The organism is Geomicrobium sp. JSM 1781026 (assembly GCF_041949955.1).
Classification (GTDB): domain Bacteria; phylum Bacillota; class Bacilli; order Bacillales; family Marinococcaceae; genus Geomicrobium_A.
Map to the genome: position 1 here is coordinate 542,481 of NZ_JBHFQF010000001.1, position 20,272 is coordinate 562,752.

General features: G+C 44.3%; 17 protein-coding genes. 16 read left to right on the top strand and 1 reads right to left on the bottom strand.

Annotated elements, in window-relative coordinates; all coding sequences use genetic code 11:
* The first annotated feature begins 407 nt into the window (after positions 1-407).
* The 14 genes from recA (at position 408) to hfq (ending at position 16,922) form a co-directional block, all read left to right on the top strand.
* Positions 408-1,451 (top strand): recombinase RecA, encoded by a 1,044-nt coding sequence (recA, locus tag ACE1TF_RS02700; RefSeq protein ID WP_042396790.1) that lies wholly within the window; start codon positions 408-410, stop codon positions 1,449-1,451.
* 426 nt (positions 1,452-1,877) lie between these two features.
* Entirely contained in the window at positions 1,878-3,437 is a 1,560-nt protein-coding gene (rny, locus tag ACE1TF_RS02705; RefSeq protein WP_375014100.1) for a ribonuclease Y, read from the top strand.
* Positions 3,438-3,564: 127 nt separating this feature from the next.
* Positions 3,565-4,359: a TIGR00282 family metallophosphoesterase gene (locus ACE1TF_RS02710; RefSeq protein ID WP_375013996.1), complete on the top strand. Its 795-nt coding sequence runs from the start codon at positions 3,565-3,567 to the stop codon at positions 4,357-4,359.
* A gap of 90 nt (positions 4,360-4,449) precedes the next feature.
* Positions 4,450-4,710 (top strand): stage V sporulation protein S, encoded by a 261-nt coding sequence (locus ACE1TF_RS02715; protein WP_042396783.1) that lies wholly within the window; start codon positions 4,450-4,452, stop codon positions 4,708-4,710.
* A gap of 105 nt (positions 4,711-4,815) precedes the next feature.
* Positions 4,816-6,498 carry an ABC-ATPase domain-containing protein gene (locus ACE1TF_RS02720; protein WP_375013998.1) on the top strand — a complete coding sequence of 561 codons (1,683 nt, stop codon included), beginning with the start codon at positions 4,816-4,818 and terminating at the stop codon, positions 6,496-6,498.
* A 160-nt stretch (positions 6,499-6,658) separates the two neighbouring features.
* A complete protein-coding gene (gene miaB, locus ACE1TF_RS02725) occupies positions 6,659-8,272 on the top strand; it encodes a tRNA (N6-isopentenyl adenosine(37)-C2)-methylthiotransferase MiaB (protein ID WP_375014000.1) in 1,614 nt (537 codons plus the stop codon).
* Positions 8,269-8,649: a YlbF/YmcA family competence regulator gene (locus ACE1TF_RS02730; protein WP_042396779.1), complete on the top strand. Its 381-nt coding sequence runs from the start codon at positions 8,269-8,271 to the stop codon at positions 8,647-8,649. Before miaB ends, ACE1TF_RS02730 begins: the two co-directional genes overlap by 4 nt.
* Positions 8,650-8,848: 199 nt before the next feature.
* Complete coding sequence (locus ACE1TF_RS02735; RefSeq protein ID WP_375014003.1) at positions 8,849-9,325, top strand: Dps family protein; 477 nt, start codon at positions 8,849-8,851, stop codon at positions 9,323-9,325.
* 161 nt (positions 9,326-9,486) lie between these two features.
* Positions 9,487-10,158, top strand: a complete 672-nt coding sequence (cotE, locus tag ACE1TF_RS02740; RefSeq protein WP_307190137.1) for an outer spore coat protein CotE — start codon at positions 9,487-9,489, stop codon at positions 10,156-10,158.
* 101 nt (positions 10,159-10,259) lie between these two features.
* Positions 10,260-12,827 (top strand): DNA mismatch repair protein MutS, encoded by a 2,568-nt coding sequence (gene mutS / locus ACE1TF_RS02745; RefSeq protein ID WP_375014005.1) that lies wholly within the window; start codon positions 10,260-10,262, stop codon positions 12,825-12,827.
* 2 nt (positions 12,828-12,829) lie between these two features.
* Positions 12,830-14,662 carry a DNA mismatch repair endonuclease MutL gene (gene mutL / locus ACE1TF_RS02750; RefSeq protein WP_375014007.1) on the top strand — a complete coding sequence of 611 codons (1,833 nt, stop codon included), beginning with the start codon at positions 12,830-12,832 and terminating at the stop codon, positions 14,660-14,662.
* Positions 14,663-14,925: 263 nt separating this feature from the next.
* Complete coding sequence (locus tag ACE1TF_RS02755; RefSeq protein ID WP_375014009.1) at positions 14,926-15,696, top strand: class I SAM-dependent methyltransferase; 771 nt, start codon at positions 14,926-14,928, stop codon at positions 15,694-15,696.
* A 15-nt stretch (positions 15,697-15,711) separates the two neighbouring features.
* Positions 15,712-16,656: a tRNA (adenosine(37)-N6)-dimethylallyltransferase MiaA gene (gene miaA, locus ACE1TF_RS02760; protein ID WP_375014011.1), complete on the top strand. Its 945-nt coding sequence runs from the start codon at positions 15,712-15,714 to the stop codon at positions 16,654-16,656.
* A 29-nt stretch (positions 16,657-16,685) separates the two neighbouring features.
* Entirely contained in the window at positions 16,686-16,922 is a 237-nt protein-coding gene (gene hfq / locus ACE1TF_RS02765) for an RNA chaperone Hfq (RefSeq protein WP_042396961.1), read from the top strand.
* 125 nt (positions 16,923-17,047) lie between these two features.
* Here the strand turns inward: hfq and ACE1TF_RS02770 are convergent, their stop codons facing one another.
* Positions 17,048-18,016, bottom strand: coding sequence for a tyrosine-type recombinase/integrase (locus ACE1TF_RS02770; protein WP_375014014.1), 969 nt, complete (start codon positions 18,014-18,016; stop codon positions 17,048-17,050).
* 103 nt (positions 18,017-18,119) lie between these two features.
* Between ACE1TF_RS02770 and ACE1TF_RS02775 the strand changes: the two genes are divergently transcribed.
* Positions 18,120-19,022, top strand: coding sequence for an AAA family ATPase (locus ACE1TF_RS02775; RefSeq protein ID WP_373900151.1), 903 nt, complete (start codon positions 18,120-18,122; stop codon positions 19,020-19,022).
* Positions 19,023-19,035: 13 nt separating this feature from the next.
* Positions 19,036-20,271 carry a GTPase HflX gene (gene hflX / locus ACE1TF_RS02780; RefSeq protein WP_375014016.1) on the top strand — a complete coding sequence of 412 codons (1,236 nt, stop codon included), beginning with the start codon at positions 19,036-19,038 and terminating at the stop codon, positions 20,269-20,271.
* Position 20,272 lies beyond the last annotated feature (1 nt).

Genomic DNA, 20,272 nt, shown 5'->3' on the forward strand with positions numbered 1-20,272 from the left:
GGTTAATTGCCATAAAAAAATAGTATTTGAATAGAGGAGCCCATCTCTAGACAGTCTCACCTATTTTTCACGAAACGGGTAGACAGAAGACCAAGTTGATGTCGCCTTATGCTCTCTCCGCGCAATTTTGGAAAAGCTCACATCGAGCCTCAACACCTTACGGCCGATGAACGCGCCAGTTTTCTGAGGTTGTCGATGTTTGCCCTATATAATCCGACGTTCGTTTTTCGATCTTTGACACAGAAGGTGTTTCGGCTTGCTCGTGAGTTCTCCAAGAAAAAAACGAATAAATGTTCGTATTTTTCTTGGCAAAATGAACAAAAGACGATATGATGAATGCAGGGGATAAAACGACCATCATTCTGCATGAGAGAAATGTATGAATTTATAATAAAGGAGATAGAACAATGAGTGACCGCAAAGCAGCGCTCGACCAAGCGCTTCGAAACATTGAAAAGCAGTTCGGAAAAGGCTCCATCATGAAGCTTGGAGAAGATAGTGAACGAAGAGTATCGACAGTATCAAGCGGGGCTTTGGCTCTTGATATTGCTCTAGGCGTTGGCGGCTATCCGCGCGGAAGGATTGTTGAAGTCTACGGTCCGGAATCTTCAGGTAAGACGACAGTAGCTCTCCACGCGATTGCAGAAGTTCAAAGAAATGGCGGACAAGCGGCCTTTATTGATGCTGAGCATGCACTAGATCCTGTCTATGCACGTAACCTCGGTGTAAACACTGATGAGCTGTTGCTCTCTCAACCAGACACTGGAGAACAAGGCTTGGAAATTGCTGAGGCGCTTATTCGCAGTGGTGCGGTCGACATTTTGATTATTGACTCAGTGGCTGCACTCGTACCTAAGGCGGAAATTGAAGGGGATATGGGGGATACTCACGTCGGTTTGCAAGCACGCCTTATGTCCCAAGCGCTTCGTAAGTTGTCAGGAGCAATTAGTAAATCCAATGCAATTGCCGTATTCATTAACCAAATTCGTGAGAAGGTTGGCGTAATGTTTGGAAATCCAGAGACGACACCAGGTGGGCGAGCACTCAAGTTCTATTCCTCCGTTCGTTTAGAAGTACGTCGTGCCGAAGCGCTAAAACAAGGCAATGAAACGGTTGGTAATAAAACGAGACTGAAAGTCGTGAAGAACAAAGTAGCGCCTCCTTTCCGCCAAGCAGAAGTGGATATTATGTACGGAGAAGGAATATCAAGAGAAGGTTCCTTGCTTGATATTGCGACGGATATTGACATCGTTGATAAAAGCGGTGCATGGTATGCATATGAAGGCGAGCGGCTCGGTCAAGGCCGTGAGAATGCGAAGCAATACTTGAAAGAAAACGAAGATATCGCTAAAGATATTGAGCAAAAGATTCGTGCTCACTATGAATTGAACGCTAGCGCGAAGAAAGATAGTGACGAAGAAGAAGTGACGTTGAAACTTGAGGACGCTTAATGAAGAGCAGGGACATTCCCTGCTCTTTTCGTATCAAATCTTCCTTATTCCACACGAAGATGAACAGCGTCGTAATGTTGACATTTTCATGAATAGAAGTATACAATTATAAAGAATGAAATGAGTTGCTGTTGGCAAGAATTGACTTGGATAGACAAGGTTAGCAGCCGCTTATCATCGATGAAGAATACAGTTCGTATTCTCCATCAGATAGTACATTCATAACAGATAAGATGAATGATGGAACAGAATGAACAGAAACATTTGGTTCAATGAACAATGCGTTTGATGAAAACCCAAATGGAATTCAACACCAGAAACCTGCTGTCTCCGTTTTTCGTTGGCAAACCCGCAAGGTGAACAAGATTCACACAGAACAACTTCATAGCAAAGGAGGTGTATCTCTTGATAGATAACAGTCCTGTTATGGTGGTCACTTCCATTTTGCTGCTGTTGGTCGGTGTTGGCGTCGGCGGGTTCATCGGTTATTTGATCCGTAAGAAGATTGCGGAGGCAAAGATCTCAAGTGCTGAGCAAGCAGCCAAGAAGATGATTGAAGAAGCGGAGCGAAACGCTGAAGCAAGCAAGAAAGAATCCATTCTTGAAGCGAAAGATGAAGCGTATCGCATTCGTTCCGAAGCCGAAAACGATATTCGCGAACGGAGAAACGATGTTCAAAAACAAGAAAGTCGACTTCTTCAAAAAGAAGAAACACTTGATCGCAAGAGTGAGTCTTTAGATAAAAAAGAAGAATCACTCGAAAAACGAGAAGAGGTTCTCGCAGAGAAACAGCGTGAAACCGAAGCGATGAACAGTAAAATGGAAGGTTTGATCAGTAAACAGCAAGAAGAGCTGGAGCGCGTATCCGGATTAACGAGGGAAGAAGCGAAGGAAATGATTCGCGTCGATCTCGAACAAGAACTGGAACACGAATCAGCCGTTATGATCAAGTCGAACACCGAGCGTATAAAAGAAGAAACGAACAAGCGAGCAAAAGAAATGTTATCTTTAGCTTTACAGAGATTTGCGGCGGATCATGTTGCCGAAACAACAGTTTCAGTCGTGAATTTGCCAAATGATGAGATGAAAGGTCGGATTATTGGACGAGAAGGTCGAAATATCCGTGCCTTAGAAACGCTAACTGGCATCGATCTCATCATTGATGATACACCAGAAGCGGTGATCCTATCTGGTTTCGACCCTATTCGTCGTGAAATTGCACGAACCGCACTTGAACGTCTCGTACAAGATGGCCGTATTCATCCAGCTCGTATTGAAGAAACGGTTGAAAAGGCGAGACGAGAAGTGGATGAGCGGATCCGTGAGTACGGTGAGCAAGCAACCTTTGAAATGGGCATTCATAACTTGCACCCAGATTTAATTAAGATTATGGGTCGACTTCGATTTAGAACAAGTTATGGACAAAATGTGCTCAAACATTCATTGGAAGTGGCTCATTTGACAGGCTTAATGGCGGCGGAGCTAGGAGAAGATGTGCAACTAGCAAAACGAGCGGGTCTTCTACATGATATCGGAAAAGCGATTGATCATGAAATTGAAGGAAGCCACGTAGAAATTGGTGTAGAACTAACGAAAAAGTACAATGAGCATGCGGTAGTCGTCAACAGTGTTGCTTCTCACCATGGCGATGAAGAGGCCGAGTCTGTCATAGCGACACTCGTCGCTGCAGCAGACGCGTTATCTGCAGCACGCCCTGGAGCAAGAAGAGAGACACTGGAAACGTATATACGCCGACTCGAAAAACTCGAGGAGATTGCAGAATCATTTGATGGTGTTGAAAAAACGTATGCCATACAGGCGGGTCGCGAAGTCCGCATTATGGTGAAACCTGATTTAATTGATGATGTGTTAGCACATCGTCTTGCCCGCGATATTACAAAGCGGGTCGAAAACGAATTAGACTACCCAGGTCATATCCGAATTACTGTCATTCGGGAGACACGGGCAGTAGATTATGCAAAGTAAAGCAGCGCACATTGTGCTGCTTTCTTTACGTTTTACACGTGTTAAAAGCGATGATAGTTTTATGAACTCCCTGAAAGGGTATATAATGACTATCGCATGAATTCGAAGATGAGGCGAGGGAAACAGCATGCGAATCTTATTTATTGGAGATGTCGTCGGTCGACCAGGCAGAAGCATGGTACAAGACTATTTACCGAAACTGCGTAAGAAGTATAGACCATCGCTTACGATTGTTAATGGCGAAAATGCGGCTAGTGGCAAAGGCATTACAGAAAAGATTTACAAAAGCTTTTTAGAAGCAGGAGCACAAGTCGTTACACTTGGCAATCATGCTTGGGCAAGAAGAGAGATATTCTCATTTATTGATGATGCCAAAAAGCTCATTCGTCCGATCAATTACCCGGTAGGCACACCTGGTAAAGGAACAGTGAGTGTGAATATAAATGGACAAGAAGTTGTCGTTATTAATGCGATGGGTCGTACATTTTTAGCTGATATTGACTGCCCGTTTCGGGCTGTTGAAGAAGCGGTGGAAGAAGCAAAGAAAAGAACCCCGTTTGTATTTGTAGATTTTCATGCTGAAGTCACAAGTGAGAAGCAAGCAATGGGCTGGTTTTTAGATGGGAAAGCAAGTGCTGTCATTGGAACACACACTCATGTTTCAACAGCCGATGACCGAATTCTTCCGGGTGGGACGGCTTACCAATCAGATGTTGGTATGACCGGGCCGTATGACGGAATACTCGGGGTTGAACGTGAGGCTGTATTGGACAAGTTTTTGACAGCGATGCCAGTGAAGTTCGAAGTGGCCGAAGGTCGAACCCAATTAAATGGGATTTGCATTGACCTCGATGACCAAACAGGCAAGGCACGTTCCCTGCAAAGAATTATGATTAATGATGATCATCCTTTTTATGAATAACCGTAAATTATCACGATAAAGGCATAGGAAGGCAACTGCTGAATATTATGGGGGTAACGGTGCCATTTAAAAGCGATAGGAGGACAATACATGGAAGTTTTAAAAGTCTCAGCGAAATCTGTTCCGAACTCTGTAGCCGGTGCCCTAGCAGGAGTCATACGAGAGCGAGGTGCGGCAGAGATTCAAGCCATTGGCGCTGGCGCACTCAATCAATCGGTTAAAGCGGTTGCCATTGCTAGAGGATTTGTAGCACCGAGTGGCATTGATTTAATCTGTATTCCAGCCTTTACCGATATTGAGATTGATGGTGAGGAACGCACGGCGATTAAATTGATCATTGAACCAAGATAAGTGATGACTAGCAAAGGTAACGATAAAAAACCTAGTGTACGTACACTAGGTTTTTTATCCATGTGCCAAACTTTCTTATAAAACCGTAATACAAGGAGAATTCTTATGAAGCAATTAACCTCGATCTTACATCGCATTGATCATAAAGGATACAAAGCATATCACGACATTAAAGGCGCGCACACGTTTGGGAAGTATACGCTGCACATTGATCATGTCCAAGCCGACCCATATGCGTCTCCGTCTCGAATACGCGTAAGTGCATCGGTGGACAAGCTATCGTTTACGAAAGACATGTACACCGATCATTGGCGGTATGTAGGATTCACGGATTATTTGGCAAGAGTGGTAAACCGAATGATCCAGAAGTACCAAGCAAACAAAGGCATTTTCATTGACGCTCCTTCTCAAGAAATATTGGAGAGAAGTGCAGTCGTTATTCATAATGGTCAACTGGAAGTGCGTCTATCTGTTCAGTTACCGGCAAGGGGGCGCTCCATTCTTGCGAAAGAAGCGATCCAACGACTAACGGTACAACTCCCAAAAATTATGCAATCAGCCGTTGACGATATGGACATCGATCAGTTACACGAGCACTTACGTCTTTGTGATGATCAGCATGCTTTGCGCCAATTTGTAGCCAAAGAGGGTGGCTTAGTGTTTATTCGTGATGGCGCGATTTTGCCACGATCGAGTGGCATAAGTAAACAGCCACTTCAAAGTGATCACACAAAACGTTTTACGAGCCCAAAAGAACTGGAAGCTTACGCAAACTTACCCCATGCGGGCAACGTTCGCGGAATGTTGATTAAACGAGGTGTAACGGTCATTGTTGGAGGTGGTTATCACGGCAAAAGCACGTTGCTTGAAGCGATTGAGCAAGGGGTGTACAACCATATTGCTGGAGATGGGCGAGAGTACATTGCTACCGACGACACAGCGATGAAAATTCGAGCCGAGGATGGAAGAAGCGTGAGTGGTGTTGATATTGGCATGTTTATCGGTAATTTGCCAAATGATAAAAGCACTCGTTCGTTTTCAACAACAAATGCAAGTGGGAGTACGTCACAAGCGACAAATATTATAGAGGCTCGAGAAGTTGGCACAACGCTTTTGCTCATTGATGAAGATACGAGCGCAACGAATTTCATGATTCGTGACCAACGCATGCAGCAACTCGTAGCGAAAGAGAAGGAGCCAATTACGCCATTTATTGATCGGGTTCGATATTTATATGAAGAAGAAGGCATCTCAACGATTGTCGTTGTAGGAGGAAGTGGCGATTATTTAGAAGTGGCAGACACGGTCATTATGCTTGATGAATACGAAGTCACCGACGTCACCGATCGTGCGAAACAAATTGCAAGCGAAGGAACGACGAGGCAGGCGGTTATGCCCGATGATGTTACTCGTTCAACGAAAAAGCGGATGCCGAAAAAAGCAGGTTGGAATGCACAAAAAGGCAAAAAAGAAAAAGTAGGAGCCAAAGGTACAAAGACGATTCTCTTTGGGCGTGAAGCCATTGATTTGACGAATGTCGAGCAAATCGTCGACGACAGTCAAACACGTGCGATTGCAGAGATATTGCGGATGCTCACGAAGCACCATATGGACGGGAACACGTCCATTAACGAGCTGTTAGAGCGTTACGAACAAGCAACAATAGCTGGTATTGAACAAGTATCTTCGTTTTATGGTCAACACCCAGGGGATTTGGCTAGGCCTCGAAAGATGGAAATTGCCGCTGCCTTAAATCGGCACCGAGGGTTGCAACTGAATCATTCCTGAAATCTGTGACTAAGAGGTGAACATCTACGAGTGAAAGAACTTGAGGTTGTTTTCCTAACGTTGAACCATTATAATTTGAACTGGTAAGTTCTGCAGTTAATGGATTTGCAGTAACATCCGTTTATATATGAGATTTTTGGTATACAGAAAGGGGATGGCTATGAGCGATCACAAACGCCGTCAAAACGAGACCAACCCTGATCATACAGAAAAAAATGGGAAGTCTTTAGACCAAAAGGACTTCGGGAAATACTTTGATTTCTCGAATGCAGTTTTCGAAGAGAATGATGAAGGCAAAAACGTCATGAAAATTGGCGGGAGAAGTATCGTCGTTAATGAACCACCGAATTACCGACAAGGCCAACGAAGACGAAGAAAAGAAGTCGACTTTCATTATGACTTTTCGGTTCCAGAGCAAATGAAACAAATTGGCCAAGGCAAGCGCTATTATATTCGCACGTACGGATGTCAGATGAACGTTCATGATACCGAAAACATGGCCGGCATTTTAGAAGAACTAGGGTTTACGAGTACAGATGAAACCGCAGATGCCGATGTGATCTTATTGAACACGTGCGCGATCCGTGAGAACGCCGAGAATAAAGTGTTCGGCGAGATCGGTCACTTAAAGAATTTGAAACTGGAGAAACCAGAAGTTGTGCTCGGAATCTGTGGATGCATGTCTCAAGAAGAAACGGTCGTCAATAAGATCTTGCAAAAGCATCAACATGTGGATCTTATTTTCGGGACACACAACATTCACCGATTACCAGAGCTTTTGCATGATGCGATCCTCGGTAAAGAAATGGTCGTTGAGGTGTGGTCAAAAGAAGGCGATGTTGTTGAGAACATGCCGCGCAAACGTGCAGGGAAAACACAAGCATGGGTCAACATTATGTATGGGTGTGACAAGTTCTGTACATATTGCATCGTTCCTTATACGAGAGGAAAAGAGCGAAGCAGAAAACCTGAAGACATCATTCATGAAGTGAGAGATTTGGCAAGGCAAGGGTACAAAGAGATCACGCTTCTCGGGCAAAATGTGAATGCGTACGGAAAAGATCTTGAGGACCCGAGTTCCCTCGGAAAACTGATGGATATGATTCGACAAGTCGATATTCCACGTGTGCGTTTTACGACGAGCCACCCAAGAGACTTTGACGACGAGCTGATCGAAGTCTTGGCAAAAGGAGACAACTTGTTAGAACATATTCATCTCCCTGTCCAACATGGAAATAACGAGATTCTTAAGCTTATGGGGAGAAAGTATACGAGAGAACAATACATCGACCTTGCTAACCGAATTAAAAAAGCGATGCCGCATGCCACATTCACGACTGACCTCATCGTTGGCTTCCCGAATGAAACCGATGAGCAGTTTGAAGATATGCTCACGTTGGTTGAAGAGATGAGATATGACAGTGCGTTTACGTACATTTATTCTCCTCGAGAAGGTACACCTGCGGCTCGGATGGAAGATAATGTTCCGATGAGCGTGAAGAAAGAACGATTACAAAGACTGAACGAACTTGTAAACCGATTGTCCGCAGAGAGTAATGCCGCAATGCAAGGACAAACGGTTGAAGTTCTTATTGAGGGCGAGAGTAAGAAAAATCCAGATGTACTTTCTGGTCGAACACGTACAAACAAACGTGTAAACGTACGAACGTCAAAAGATAAAATTGGACAGCTAATCTATGCAAAAATCACAAACGTAAAAACGTGGTCACTAGATGGTGAACTGGTCGAATACAGCGAGGTGCAGAACGCATGACAGAAGGATTGTATACAAAAGAAGAGATTATGGCAAAAGCGAAGCAGTTGGCGAATGAACTTACCCAAACGGAAGAGGTCGACTTTTTCATTCGGGCTGAAGCGCAAATTAACCAAAATACGAAGATTCAAGGGCTCATCGATGAAGTGAAAGCAAAACAAAAAGAACTTGTAAACTTGAAGCACTACAAAAAAACAGAAGCCATTAAGAAAACTGAGGCGGAGATTGAAGATCTTCACAAAAAAATTGATGACATTCCGATTGTCCAAGAATTTAAGCGCAGCCAAACAGAAGTAAACGAAGTGTTGCAACTCGTATCCAGTACGATTTCAGATACGGTAACCGCGCACATTACAAGCTCTAAAGATAAAGAGTAATCATTAATCAAAAACACCCGCGAGGATGATCGCGGGTGTTTTTCTATAAATAGGGGCATATTTTATTTGAGAAACGGGTAGATAATAATTAGACGCCACGAAAACACGATAATGGTTGTCAAATTATAATTATTATTATATAATAATTATAATCAATAATTAGTTGAATACACATCACTACTTATAGGAGGCGTTTTACATGGTTAAACGACAAGCAGAAATTAAAGGCACAAGCGCTAGAGCAATGGACAAAGAATTAAACGAGCAACTCGCCAATCTTCATGTTTTCTATATCAAGCTTCATAACTATCACTGGTATATTAAAGGGAAGCATTTCTTCTCTTTGCATGAGAAATTTGAAGAGATGTATGACAAAACGAAAACACACATTGATGAGTATGCAGAGCAAATGCTAACGGTAAGAGTGCAGCCGCTCGCTACGATGAAAGATTTCCTCGCTGCTTCTACGATTGACGAAGCGACAGGTAATGAAGGTGAATTGGATATGGTAAACAGCATTTCCCTCGACCTTCAGAAGATGAGTAATGAATTGTATGAGATTATGGAACAACTTGAAGATAAAAAAGCATTGTCCCTTGCTGATGCGATTCAAGAAATTGCAAGAGACTTCCAAAAAGATGATTGGATGTTAAGAGCTTATTTAGACCAAGAATAAATGAATTTGGTTTTGCATAGGTAAGAGATGAGGAGATCAGATCCTCATCTCTTTTTTTCGTGAGCAACAATTTATGGGCATGAACGTACATTTAGGTCATACATATGAATAAGAAGAGGCATGCAAGCGCCGGAATGCCGAAAATAAGGGAGGAACGTGACGTGTCTGAACATTACAGAGAAATTATTACGAAAGCCGTTTGCGGTAAAGGAAGAAAATTCTCCAAAACGATGCACACCATTTGTCCGCAGCACAATCCTACGAGTATACTAGGGTGCTGGGTTATTAATCATCGCTATGATGCAGAGCGTAAAGGGGACAGTGTAGAAATTAAAGGTTCCTATGATATTAACGTTTGGTATTCTTATGAGAAAAACACGAAAACCGATGTGGCAACAGAACGGGTATCTTACCATGAACACGTGCCATTAAAGATGAGACCCGATGAACTCATGACCGATGAGTTGGACGTCATTGCAAGAGCAACGAAGCAACCGCAAACGATTGAGGCATTAATCGCGAAAAACGAAAAAGATGTGAATGTTGAAGTTGAGAAAGAGTTCGCTGCTGAAGTTGTCGGGGAGACAAAAGTGAGCATTCTCGTTTATCCAGACAAAGAAGATGCCCATTATGAAGATGTAAAGTGGAGCGAACAAGTGAGTGACCAAGAGCTAAAAGATCAGATTGATCCGAAATTTCTTGATCGTAGACCACCAAGAGAGTTTGGAAATAGAAAGCGTGAACGACAAGATGATCGACGAGACTACGATCATAAAGAGAAAGAAGATCATCGTAAACATGAAGAAGAAAAAGAAAGCTATAAGAAAGATTAACCAGGAGATTTGCTCCTGGTTTTTCTATTTGAATTCGTTCATCATCAAAACATGAATATGCTATAATTTGTTCTAGTTCGTTATATAGTGGGGGAAACAAAGTGTCTAAACAAACACCGATGATGCAACAATATTTTCGAATCAAAGAAGAACATCAGGATGCGTTTTTGTTCTTTCGTCTTGGTGATTTTTATGAGCTGTTTTATGATGATGCCGTACTTGCAGCGCGTGTACTTGAAATTACTTTAACGAAAAGAGGAAAGGGAGACGACGCAGCGCCGATGTGTGGTGTTCCTTACCATTCAGCAGAAAATTATATTACTCGCCTTGTAGAACAAGGCTATAAAATTGCCATTTGTGAACAAACGGAAGATCCCGCAACAGCAAAGGGGGTCGTCAAACGTGACGTCGTTCGTGTCATTACGCCTGGTACGGTCATGGAAGGGAAAGCGATTCAAGCCGAGGAAAATCAATATATTCTCTCGCTTTCAATCGGTATCGCACAGATGGGTTATGCGCGTACCGATTTGTCGACAGGAGAAACCGAGGTCGGTGTGACGGACCGCGGCGATCACGAAATGCATCGGTTATTACATATGGATGGTCTTAAAGAGGTTGTGGTTGATGAAGCAGCAGGGTCACACCTCCCAGTTGTTGGAATGACGATGTCTACAGAGATGAAAGAAGAAATCCCATCTCATATGGACCATCTCTATGATGGAAATGAACCGCTCATACGCTCGGCTTTTGGCCGATTGCTCAATTATTTAACACACACACAAAAGCGGTCATTGCAACATATGCAGCCCGCCGTTACTCATATCCATCAGCAACACATGCAAATGGACGTGCATACGAGAAAGAATTTAGAGATTATCGCGTCGTTGCGTGAACGAACGAAAAGCGGGTCGTTATATGGATTGCTAGATTTCACAAAAACAGCAATGGGGAGCCGAAGGTTACGGAAATGGATTGAACAACCGTTATATGACCAATCGCAAATCGAGGCAAGAATTCAAATGGTCTCGGTATTTTTGGACAACCCCATTGAACGTCGCACGTTACAAGAGGCGCTTCAACAAGTGTATGATTTGGAACGTCTCGCCGGAAAAGTCGCTTACGGCAATGTGAATGCAAGAGAGCTCGTGCAATTGCGAAAGTCTTTGCAACAAGTGCCCGGGATCCGCGCGCTACTTTCACAGCTTGGAGAGTCTGCAAACGAATACGGCAAAAACATCGAAGAGTGCGCACCGTTAGAAGTGCTTTTACGAGAAGCGTTTGTTGATGAGCCGCCGATCTCAATTAAAGAAGCCGGGATGATTTCTGCTGGGTACAATGAACAGCTCGACACTTACCGAGAAGCGACAGAGAATGGGAAGACGTGGCTATCTGATCTGGAGAAGACAGAACGTGAGCGAACGGGAATTAAAACGCTAAAAGTCGGGTACAATCGCGTGTTTGGCTTTTATCTAGAAGTGTCAAAAGGAAGTGCGCACCTCGTACCTGAACAGTACGAGCGTAGACAGACGTTAACCAATGCAGAACGTTTTGCAACCAACGAGCTTAAAGAGATGGAAAGTAAGATTTTAAATGCAGAAGATCAGATGGAAACGTTGGAGTATGAACTTTTTCTGCAAATTCGAGAAGAAGTCCAAAGGTATATTCCGAACATCCAACAAGCCGCTAAGATGATTAGTGAGATCGATGTATTGCAAAGCTTTTCAGTTGCAAGTGAAGAGAAACGCTTCACTAAACCTCTGTTTTCAGAAGCCGGGGAACTTCGGCTCGAACGGAGTCGCCATCCCGTCGTAGAAGAGACGATCCCAGTCGGTGATTACGTACCGAACGATATTCACTTAGACGGGGAGCGGGATATGCTGCTCATTACAGGGCCAAATATGGCGGGTAAAAGTACGTACATGCGCCAAGTGGCGATGATTAGTGTGATGGCACAAATCGGCTGTTATGTTCCTGCTGATCTTGCGGTATTGCCGTTATTTGACCGGATCTTTACCCGTATTGGGGCAGCGGACGATTTGGCTAGCGGCCAGAGCACATTCATGGTGGAAATGGTGGAAACAGAATATGCATTGCAACAAGCTTCTGCAAACAGTTTGGTGTTGCTCGACGAAATTGGCCGTGGAACGTCAACGTATGACGGAATGGCGCTCGCACAAGCAATCATCGAATACATTCATGAGAAGAACCAATGCAAAACACTATTTTCAACGCACTACCATGAATTGACGATCCTTGAAGAACAACTTGGAAGGCTAAAAAATGTTCATGTTCGTGCGGAGGAAGAAGACGGGAACGTTATTTTCTTGCATAAAGTTGAAGATGGCAAAGCAGATCGAAGTTATGGGATTCACGTAGCCAAGCTTGCCAATTTGCCCGATCAAGTCATTGATCGTGCCGAACATTTGTTGCAAGAATTGGAACAAACCGAACACAGACCGACCCGTCATTCAAGTGTTCATGAACAGCTCGTCTTGTTTGAAGAAATGGAACCGGCGTCAACAAAAAAACGAGACAAGACAGCAAAGCGAAGCAAAAGTGAGTTCGAACAAGAAGTGCAACAACTAGATGTATTAAACTTATCGCCAATACAGGCACTCGAAAAAATCTATGAGTGGCAACGAAAAATCAATGATTCAGAAAGGGGATGACAATGGCTCAGATCATACAGTTGGATGATCACTTATCAAACAAAATTGCTGCAGGAGAAGTGGTCGAACGCCCCGCTTCGGTCGTAAAAGAGCTGTTGGAAAACGCACTAGATGCGGGCAGTACAGAAATCGATATTGGAATTACCGAAGGAGGGCTTGCCTCCATTTCCATTATTGATAACGGCTCAGGAATTCGAAGCGGTGAAGCTGAGCTCGCCTTTTTACGGCATGCCACGAGTAAAATTGCCCGTGAATCAGATCTTAATCGAATACGCACGCTAGGGTTTAGAGGGGAGGCGTTGCCAAGTATTGCGTCAGTCGCGAAAGTGACGATGGAAACGGCCGTCTCTGGTGAAGCGGGCATTGAACTTCGCTATCAAGGTGGGCGTCTCATAGGAAAGAATACGACAAAAGCAAGGCAAGGCACGCGCATCGTTGTGGACGAGCTGTTTTACAATACGCCTGCTAGGCTTAAGCATATGAAGACCGTCAATACGGAACTTGGAAGAGTGAGCGATGTGATCAACCGGGCGGCGCTTTCCCGACCCGATGTGTCAATTCGGTTTAAGCACAATGACAAGCAACTGTTATTTACGAATGGGAATGGCAATTTGCAATCGGTCATTTTTCAAGTGTACGGCAAGCAAGTGGCTGAACAGATGCTCCCAGTCTCCCATGAATCGTTAGACTATACCATCTCAGGGTTTATCGGACGGCCGGAGTTGAATCGAGCGAGCAGGCATTATATGAGCACGTTTATTAACGGCCGTTATATTCGTCATTTTCCAATCGTGAAAGCGTTGGAGTCAGCGTATCATACACTCTTACCTTTGCACCGCTATCCGGTTGTACTACTTTCAATTGCGATGGACCCAACGTTAGTCGATGTAAATGTGCACCCGTCCAAATGGGATGTGCGATTAAGTAAAGAAGACGAATTGCTTCAAGAGGTGGAGAGTACGATTGCCGCTCACCTTAAAAAAGAAACATTCATTCCTACTGCGACGCCTTCAAAACGCGTAACAGCACCGGTTCCTGTCGCTCAGGAGCTGCCACTTTCTTATGAACGTGCTGTAGAGCCAACACGTAAGGAAATTGGAGAGAAACGTGAAGAGAATGAACCGCTCGTTGTGAAAGAAGATCCCGCACCTGCTCGTATAGAACGAAAACGAGAGCTGGAGGCAGAAGAGACGACGTCTGTTCGTTCGATAGAGGATGAACTCCCTAAAGAAGAGACGGAGCAAAAAGAGAGAATTCCTGTTCTTTATCCGATTGGTCAGCTTCATGGGACGTATATTCTTGCTCAAAATGATCACGGTTTGTATATGATTGACCAGCATGCCGCACAAGAACGAATCTATTATGAAGAATTTCACGAGAAACTTCACGAAAAGCAACGGGACGAACAAGAGTTGCTCGTCCCGTTTACGATGGACTTTACGTCGGAAGAGTTTATGCAAATGGAGCAAGTGCAAGACGAATTCGCTGCGTTTGGCTTAAGGATGGAACCGTTCGGTACGAATACGTATCGTGTAACGGCGCACCCGGTATGGTTTCCGAAAGGATATGAAGAAGAGACGATTCGGGAACTCGCTGCCCAGTCATTACAATTAAAAAAGCCTGACACTGTCCAAATTCGTGAAGAAGCTGCAATTCTTATGTCTTGTAAACAAGCAATCAAAGCGAATCGGCATTTGCGAACAGATGAAATCTTTCATCTGTTAGAACGATTACGGTCGTGCAACCAGCCGTTTACGTGCCCGCATGGCAGGAATATTTTTGTTCATATATCTACGTATGAATTGGAGAAAATGTTTAAGAGAGTCATGAATTAAGCAATCGGTACGTAATGCAAGCTCGTCTTAGATATGGTACAATAACGACTATAGTAGACGATACAACTAGAGATAAAGGGGTAGAGAGAACGATGACACCAATGGATCTTGTAGCCATCCTCGGCATCACATTTGCAGCTGTGCTCGTTGCCACTGTCATGGCATACGTTTTGTACAAGTTTTCGGAGAAACACTAATACAATGAACCAGGTGCGGCCAAGTTAAAGGCGCACCTCTTTTATTTTGGTGAGGAGCATACGCCGATGATTACGACAAGTCGTAAGCCTACACAGGAAATGGTCGCTCGTGCTGAGCAAATTGCCGCCGATTTTGAGCTGCCTTACCATCGGCGAAACAAGCAGACGATTACGGAATTTCATGCGCATCACCCGCACGTATATATGGTAGGAAAAGCCGGCAAAGATGTGGTCTATACGAAGCGCAAGGAACCGTTCTTTTTCCACCCGAGCATGGCAACGTTACGGATTCAACGACTGCAAAATGGAGAAGCCGATCCGTTAGTGAGAGCCTCAAGATTGGTGCCAGGAGATTCGTTTTTGGATGTGACATTAGGGCTTGGCAGTGACAGTATTGTTGCGAGTTTTTATGCGGGACCGAATGGAAAAGTCATTGGTGTTGAAAAGCAACCGATGATTGCGAGTGTCGTCCAAGAAGGGTTGAAAAATTGGACTGATGACCAACACCCTGCATTGGTAGAAGCGATGAGAAGAGTTCAAGTCGTCTGTGTTGACCAACGACAATATTTACAGAAACAAGCCGATAATAGTTTTGATGTGATCTATATGGACCCGATGTTTAAACAGTCCGTACAACAATCTGTACATTTGCAGCCGCTAAAAGAGATTGCATGTTATGATGGATTATCTAATGAAACCGTTCAAGAGGCGTTGCGGGTCGCTAAGAAGGCAGTTGTACTGAAAGCAGAATCACAAAGCTCCCTGTTTGACGAGTTCGGCTTTCAGCGGTTAGACCGAAGGCGGGGCACGGTGACGTATGGCACAATTGATTTATGAGAAAGGAGTAGCAGTGTGAAACGATTACCATTAGTCGTCATCGTCGGACCGACAGCCGTCGGTAAGACGGCGCTCAGTATTGAAATTGCGAAAGCATTTCATGGTGAAGTCATCAACGGTGACGCATTCCAAGTGTACAAACGACTTGATATTGGAACAGCAAAACCAACGGTCGATGAGCGACAAGGCGTTCCCCATCACCTTCTCAATTACATAGCTCCCGATGAATCGTTCAGTGCCGCCGAGTTTCAACGACAAGCGAAAGAAGCCATTCATCGCGTTCAAGAAACAGGTCATCTACCTATTTTAGTCGGTGGTACCGGGATGTATGTGAAAAGCGTCACGTCTGATTGGCAATTTGAGGACCAACCAGCGAACCTGGCATGGCGGGAAAAGATGGAACAGCTTGCCAATCAACCGGGTGGAAAAGAAGAGTTGCACGAAGCATTGCGGCAACAGGACGAGGCGGCAGCAGAACGTATCCATCAAAACAACACGCGCAAGGTCATTCGAGCTTTGGAATTGATTCACAGTGGTAAGTCGGCTCCCGATCCTCTCTCACAAACGAATCCCGCGCTTCTTTACGACGTCATTATCATTGGTTTGGAGATGGAGAGGAGTAAGTTGTATAGCCGTATAGAACGACGAGTAGACCGGATGATTGATCAAGGGTTGGTTCAAGAGGTTGAGCGTCTCTACGAAGAAGGGTATGCACATACTCAAGCAATGAAGGCAATTGGTTACAAAGAACTCGTTGCCTATTTTGAAGGCGAATACTCATTCGAACAAGCGGTAGATCGAATTAAAATTCATTCTCGACAATTTGCGAAACGTCAGCTCACTTGGTTTAAAAATAAAGAGACGGTCACATGGTTCGACATGGGTGCTGAACCGAAGTCAGAGGATTTTCAAGGAATTGTTAAATTTCTTGAAGGAATCGTGCAAGACGTGTCGAAATGAACAGAAGACATGAATTGGGGGGACCTGTATTGAAAAACGTCAATATTCAAGATCAATTCTTAAATACGTTGCGAAAAGAGAATATCGCAATTACTGTATTTTTGACGAATGGCTTTCAAATTCGTGGGTATTTGAAAGCATTTGACAACTTCACGATCATCATTGATACCGACGGCAAACAACAGTTGGTGTACAAGCACGCCATTTCAACGTTTGCTCCGCAGCGGAACGTCCAACTACAATTAGATCCGAATCAAGGAGAATAAAGAAAATCCCGTCTCTTTTAAAAGAGACGGGATTTTCTTTTCAAATGAGTAAAGAATACCTTGCCAATATATAGATCGCCACATTGTTCACACGAAAGAAATTGTGTGAGCCAGTTCCTTACATGCTACGATTCATCCTTCAAGGCCAGTTGCTCATAGCGTTGAAGTACGAGTGGGGAGTGCAAACCAAGTTTTTGTTGGAGGCTTGAGAGGGGTTCATCATTTTCAAGGGAACGAACAATGAATGTATGTCGCATGTGCTGTGCGCTTCGCCCGAGAGGCAGTCCTGCTCGTTTTAGTTCCTCTCGAATCATTTTTTGCATTGCCACGATCGTGAGTCTTTTAGGCATATCTTCTTCATATGACCAGCGATACGTTTGCCGTTGGTAGTCGAAACTGATAAATAGCGGGTGCTCACTTCCGAGTACCGGCTGAACTGGCGTTGGAATTACGTCAAGATAATCACGGAGGTACGTGCGGTCGGCTTGTGAAAGTGAAATCGTACGCGGAAGCACCTCACCGTCTAACGGTTTGACGTGTAAGCGACCGGGCCGTTGCCAGTCATCGATTTGTAGGCCGTACAATTCTTGCAATCGCAAACCGTAAAACAAGAGAAGTCGGATCATAATGAGGTTTCGTGGTGCTAGAAGCGGCCGGGATTTCTGCTGAGTTTCTGAGAGACCATTGTCTGAATGAATGGAACGGAGCAATTGATCCACTTCGCGATGACTAAATAAATCCTCTACTGAAAGCTCATCCTCATCGCTCTCTGGAAGTGTAATGTCTTCGACGGGATTAACCGACTGCCAACGCATCTCACATAAATACGCGCCATAACGGAGCAATACCGTATGAATTCGTTTGTACGTTTTGTATTTATAGTTTCGCTTCTCGATAATTTCAGTAAAGAACGTCGAAAGAGACTCATATGTGGGCAATTGTTCATCGGGTTGTACATGTTCATGAACATAAGAGTAATAATCTAATAAGTCATATCGATATCGCTTGATCGTAGACGTCTTTCTGCCTTTTGCGGCTAAAGCGTCTAAGTACTTGTTTGCAGGTTTGGGTAATGAACATTCGTTTGGGTGCAAATTCCTTCTCCTTTCGATACAATAATGTAGGCAACGCGGTTTTTGCACATCTTTCCCTTTGCTTGCGTACACTATGGGCAAATGCCCGTGATTGTTCGGAGGGATAACAATGATCAGCAGTCAGCAGGGAAGATCTCGCATCCGCGTACGTTTAAAAGAGAAAGAGAAACGAGAAACAGCAACGTTAGAAACCGACCACCATTATCTACTGCAAAAAGCAGAAAAAGAATTGGAAAAACTGATTGGTGTCGAGAACGTCAAAACAATGGTTCGTGAAATTTATGCTTGGATTCATATTAACCGTTGTCGCGAGAAACATCAATTGAAGACCGTTGAACAGTCGATGCACATGATTTTTAAAGGAAGTCCTGGTACAGGTAAAACGACAGCTGCCCGTCTTCTCGGTCGGTTGTTTAAAGACCTTGGTTTCTTACAAAAAGGCCATTTTATTGAAGCAGAGCGGGCAGATCTTGTTGGGGAATATATTGGTCAGACGGCACAAAAGACTCGTGAGCTGGTGCAAAAAGCGTCAGGGGGAATTCTCTTTATTGACGAGGCGTATGCACTGGCCCGAGGTGGGGAAAAAGACTTTGGAAAAGAAGCTGTTGATACACTAGTGAAAGCGATGGAAGACCACAAACAGTCGTTTATTCTCATTCTCGCAGGGTATTCAAGGGAAATGGATGCGTTTTTGGATTTGAATCCTGGTTTGCCATCTCGGTTTCCATTACAACTTGAGTTCCCGGACTTCTCGGTACAACAGCTCATGCGAATTGCAGAGCGTCTACTCGTGGAGCGAGAATACATTTGGACCGAACGTGCAAAAACGAAATTTGAGCAAGCGTTACAGCAACGTAAATCCTCAGTTAGAGAGCCGTTTAGTAACGGACGATACATTCGAAACACGATTGAGCAGGCGATTCGCCAGCATGCGGTTCGAACGATGCGCGAGCATAATGAACATGACGTAGATGCATTAAAAACCTTATCTGATCGTGATTTTTAGGAGGAAGCCATTTTTGGAAAGAGTTATTGTTGTTGCAGTCATCAATGAAAAAGAAGACGAAGCTTTGCAACATAGAAGTGTAGAAGAATTGAAAAGTCTTGTAACGACGGCCCACGGCACAGTTGTGCATACGAGTTTACAAAACCGTAGAACTGCAGACGTGTCTCGTTATGTTGGTTCTGGTAAAGTTGATGAACTATCAGAATTCGCTTCGGAGCTAGAAGTAGACGTGATCGTCATTAACGATGAGCTGTCCCCGAGGCAAGGCCAATCGCTTTCAGAATCGACCGGTGTTGCGGTCATTGACCGCACCCAGTTGATTCTTGATATTTTCGCCGAACGCGCACGAACCCGAGAAGGGAAAATTCAAGTGGAACTTGCGCAGTTGACGTACTTGTTGCCGCGTCTAAGAGGTCAAGGGTTATCGCTCTCTAGGTTAGGCGGAGGCATTGGAACGCGGGGTCCTGGTGAAACAAAACTAGAAACCGACCGTCGTCACATTCACCGGCGAATGGATGAGTTAAAGCGGGACCTCGTTCGCGTGCAAAAGCACCGAGATGTGCGCAAGCATCAAAAGCAACAAGGAGAGCGGCTGCACATTACGCTCGTAGGGTATACAAATGCAGGGAAAACGACGCTTTTGAATGCACTAACGGATGAACAAGCATTCGCCGAGGACCTGTTGTTTGCTACACTTGATCCACTCACTCGAAGACTACGACTGCCATCAGGCTTAGAAGTGCAAGTGAGTGATACGGTTGGTTTTATTCGGGACTTGCCCACCACACTTATTGCGAGCTTTCGATCCACCCTCGAAGAGGTTACAGAAGCAGATTTGCTCGTTCACGTAGTGGACGCTTCGAGCGAGCACGCAGATGATGAAGTGAAAACCGTTGAATCGCTGCTTCAAGACCTTGGCGCAAGTGGTATTGAAACGATTACAGTACTGAATAAACAAGATGAGCATCACTCGAACCGAGAAACGTTGGTGTCAGGTAATGCCCCGCGAATCGAAGTTAGTGCGAAAACCGGCAGAAATATCGAGGAGCTTTTGCTTTTATTGGAGAAGCAAATCATCTCTTTTATGGAACCGTACGAACAAGTGGTTCCTGCTGGAGATGGGAAGCGGTTGTCTCGGTTAAAAAGTACAACGATTGTTCAAGAGGAAGATTTTGATGAACAAACGGAGAGTTATTTCGTGAAGGGTTATGCACGCTCACAAAATCGCTACGTGAACAAAGACAACTAAA

What these genes read in the sequence shown, in the direction of transcription:
- recA (WP_042396790.1), top strand. Translation starts at nt 408, where the DNA reads ATGAGTGACCGCAAAGCAGCGCTCGACCAAGCGCTTCGAAACATTGAA.
- rny (WP_375014100.1), top strand. Translation starts at nt 1,878, where the DNA reads ATGGTGGTCACTTCCATTTTGCTGCTGTTGGTCGGTGTTGGCGTCGGC.
- ACE1TF_RS02710 (WP_375013996.1), top strand. Translation starts at nt 3,565, where the DNA reads ATGCGAATCTTATTTATTGGAGATGTCGTCGGTCGACCAGGCAGAAGC.
- ACE1TF_RS02715 (WP_042396783.1), top strand. Translation starts at nt 4,450, where the DNA reads ATGGAAGTTTTAAAAGTCTCAGCGAAATCTGTTCCGAACTCTGTAGCC.
- ACE1TF_RS02720 (WP_375013998.1), top strand. Translation starts at nt 4,816, where the DNA reads ATGAAGCAATTAACCTCGATCTTACATCGCATTGATCATAAAGGATAC.
- miaB (WP_375014000.1), top strand. Translation starts at nt 6,659, where the DNA reads ATGAGCGATCACAAACGCCGTCAAAACGAGACCAACCCTGATCATACA.
- ACE1TF_RS02730 (WP_042396779.1), top strand. Translation starts at nt 8,269, where the DNA reads ATGACAGAAGGATTGTATACAAAAGAAGAGATTATGGCAAAAGCGAAG.
- ACE1TF_RS02735 (WP_375014003.1), top strand. Translation starts at nt 8,849, where the DNA reads ATGGTTAAACGACAAGCAGAAATTAAAGGCACAAGCGCTAGAGCAATG.
- mutL (WP_375014007.1), top strand. Translation starts at nt 12,830, where the DNA reads ATGGCTCAGATCATACAGTTGGATGATCACTTATCAAACAAAATTGCT.
- ACE1TF_RS02755 (WP_375014009.1), top strand. Translation starts at nt 14,926, where the DNA reads ATGATTACGACAAGTCGTAAGCCTACACAGGAAATGGTCGCTCGTGCT.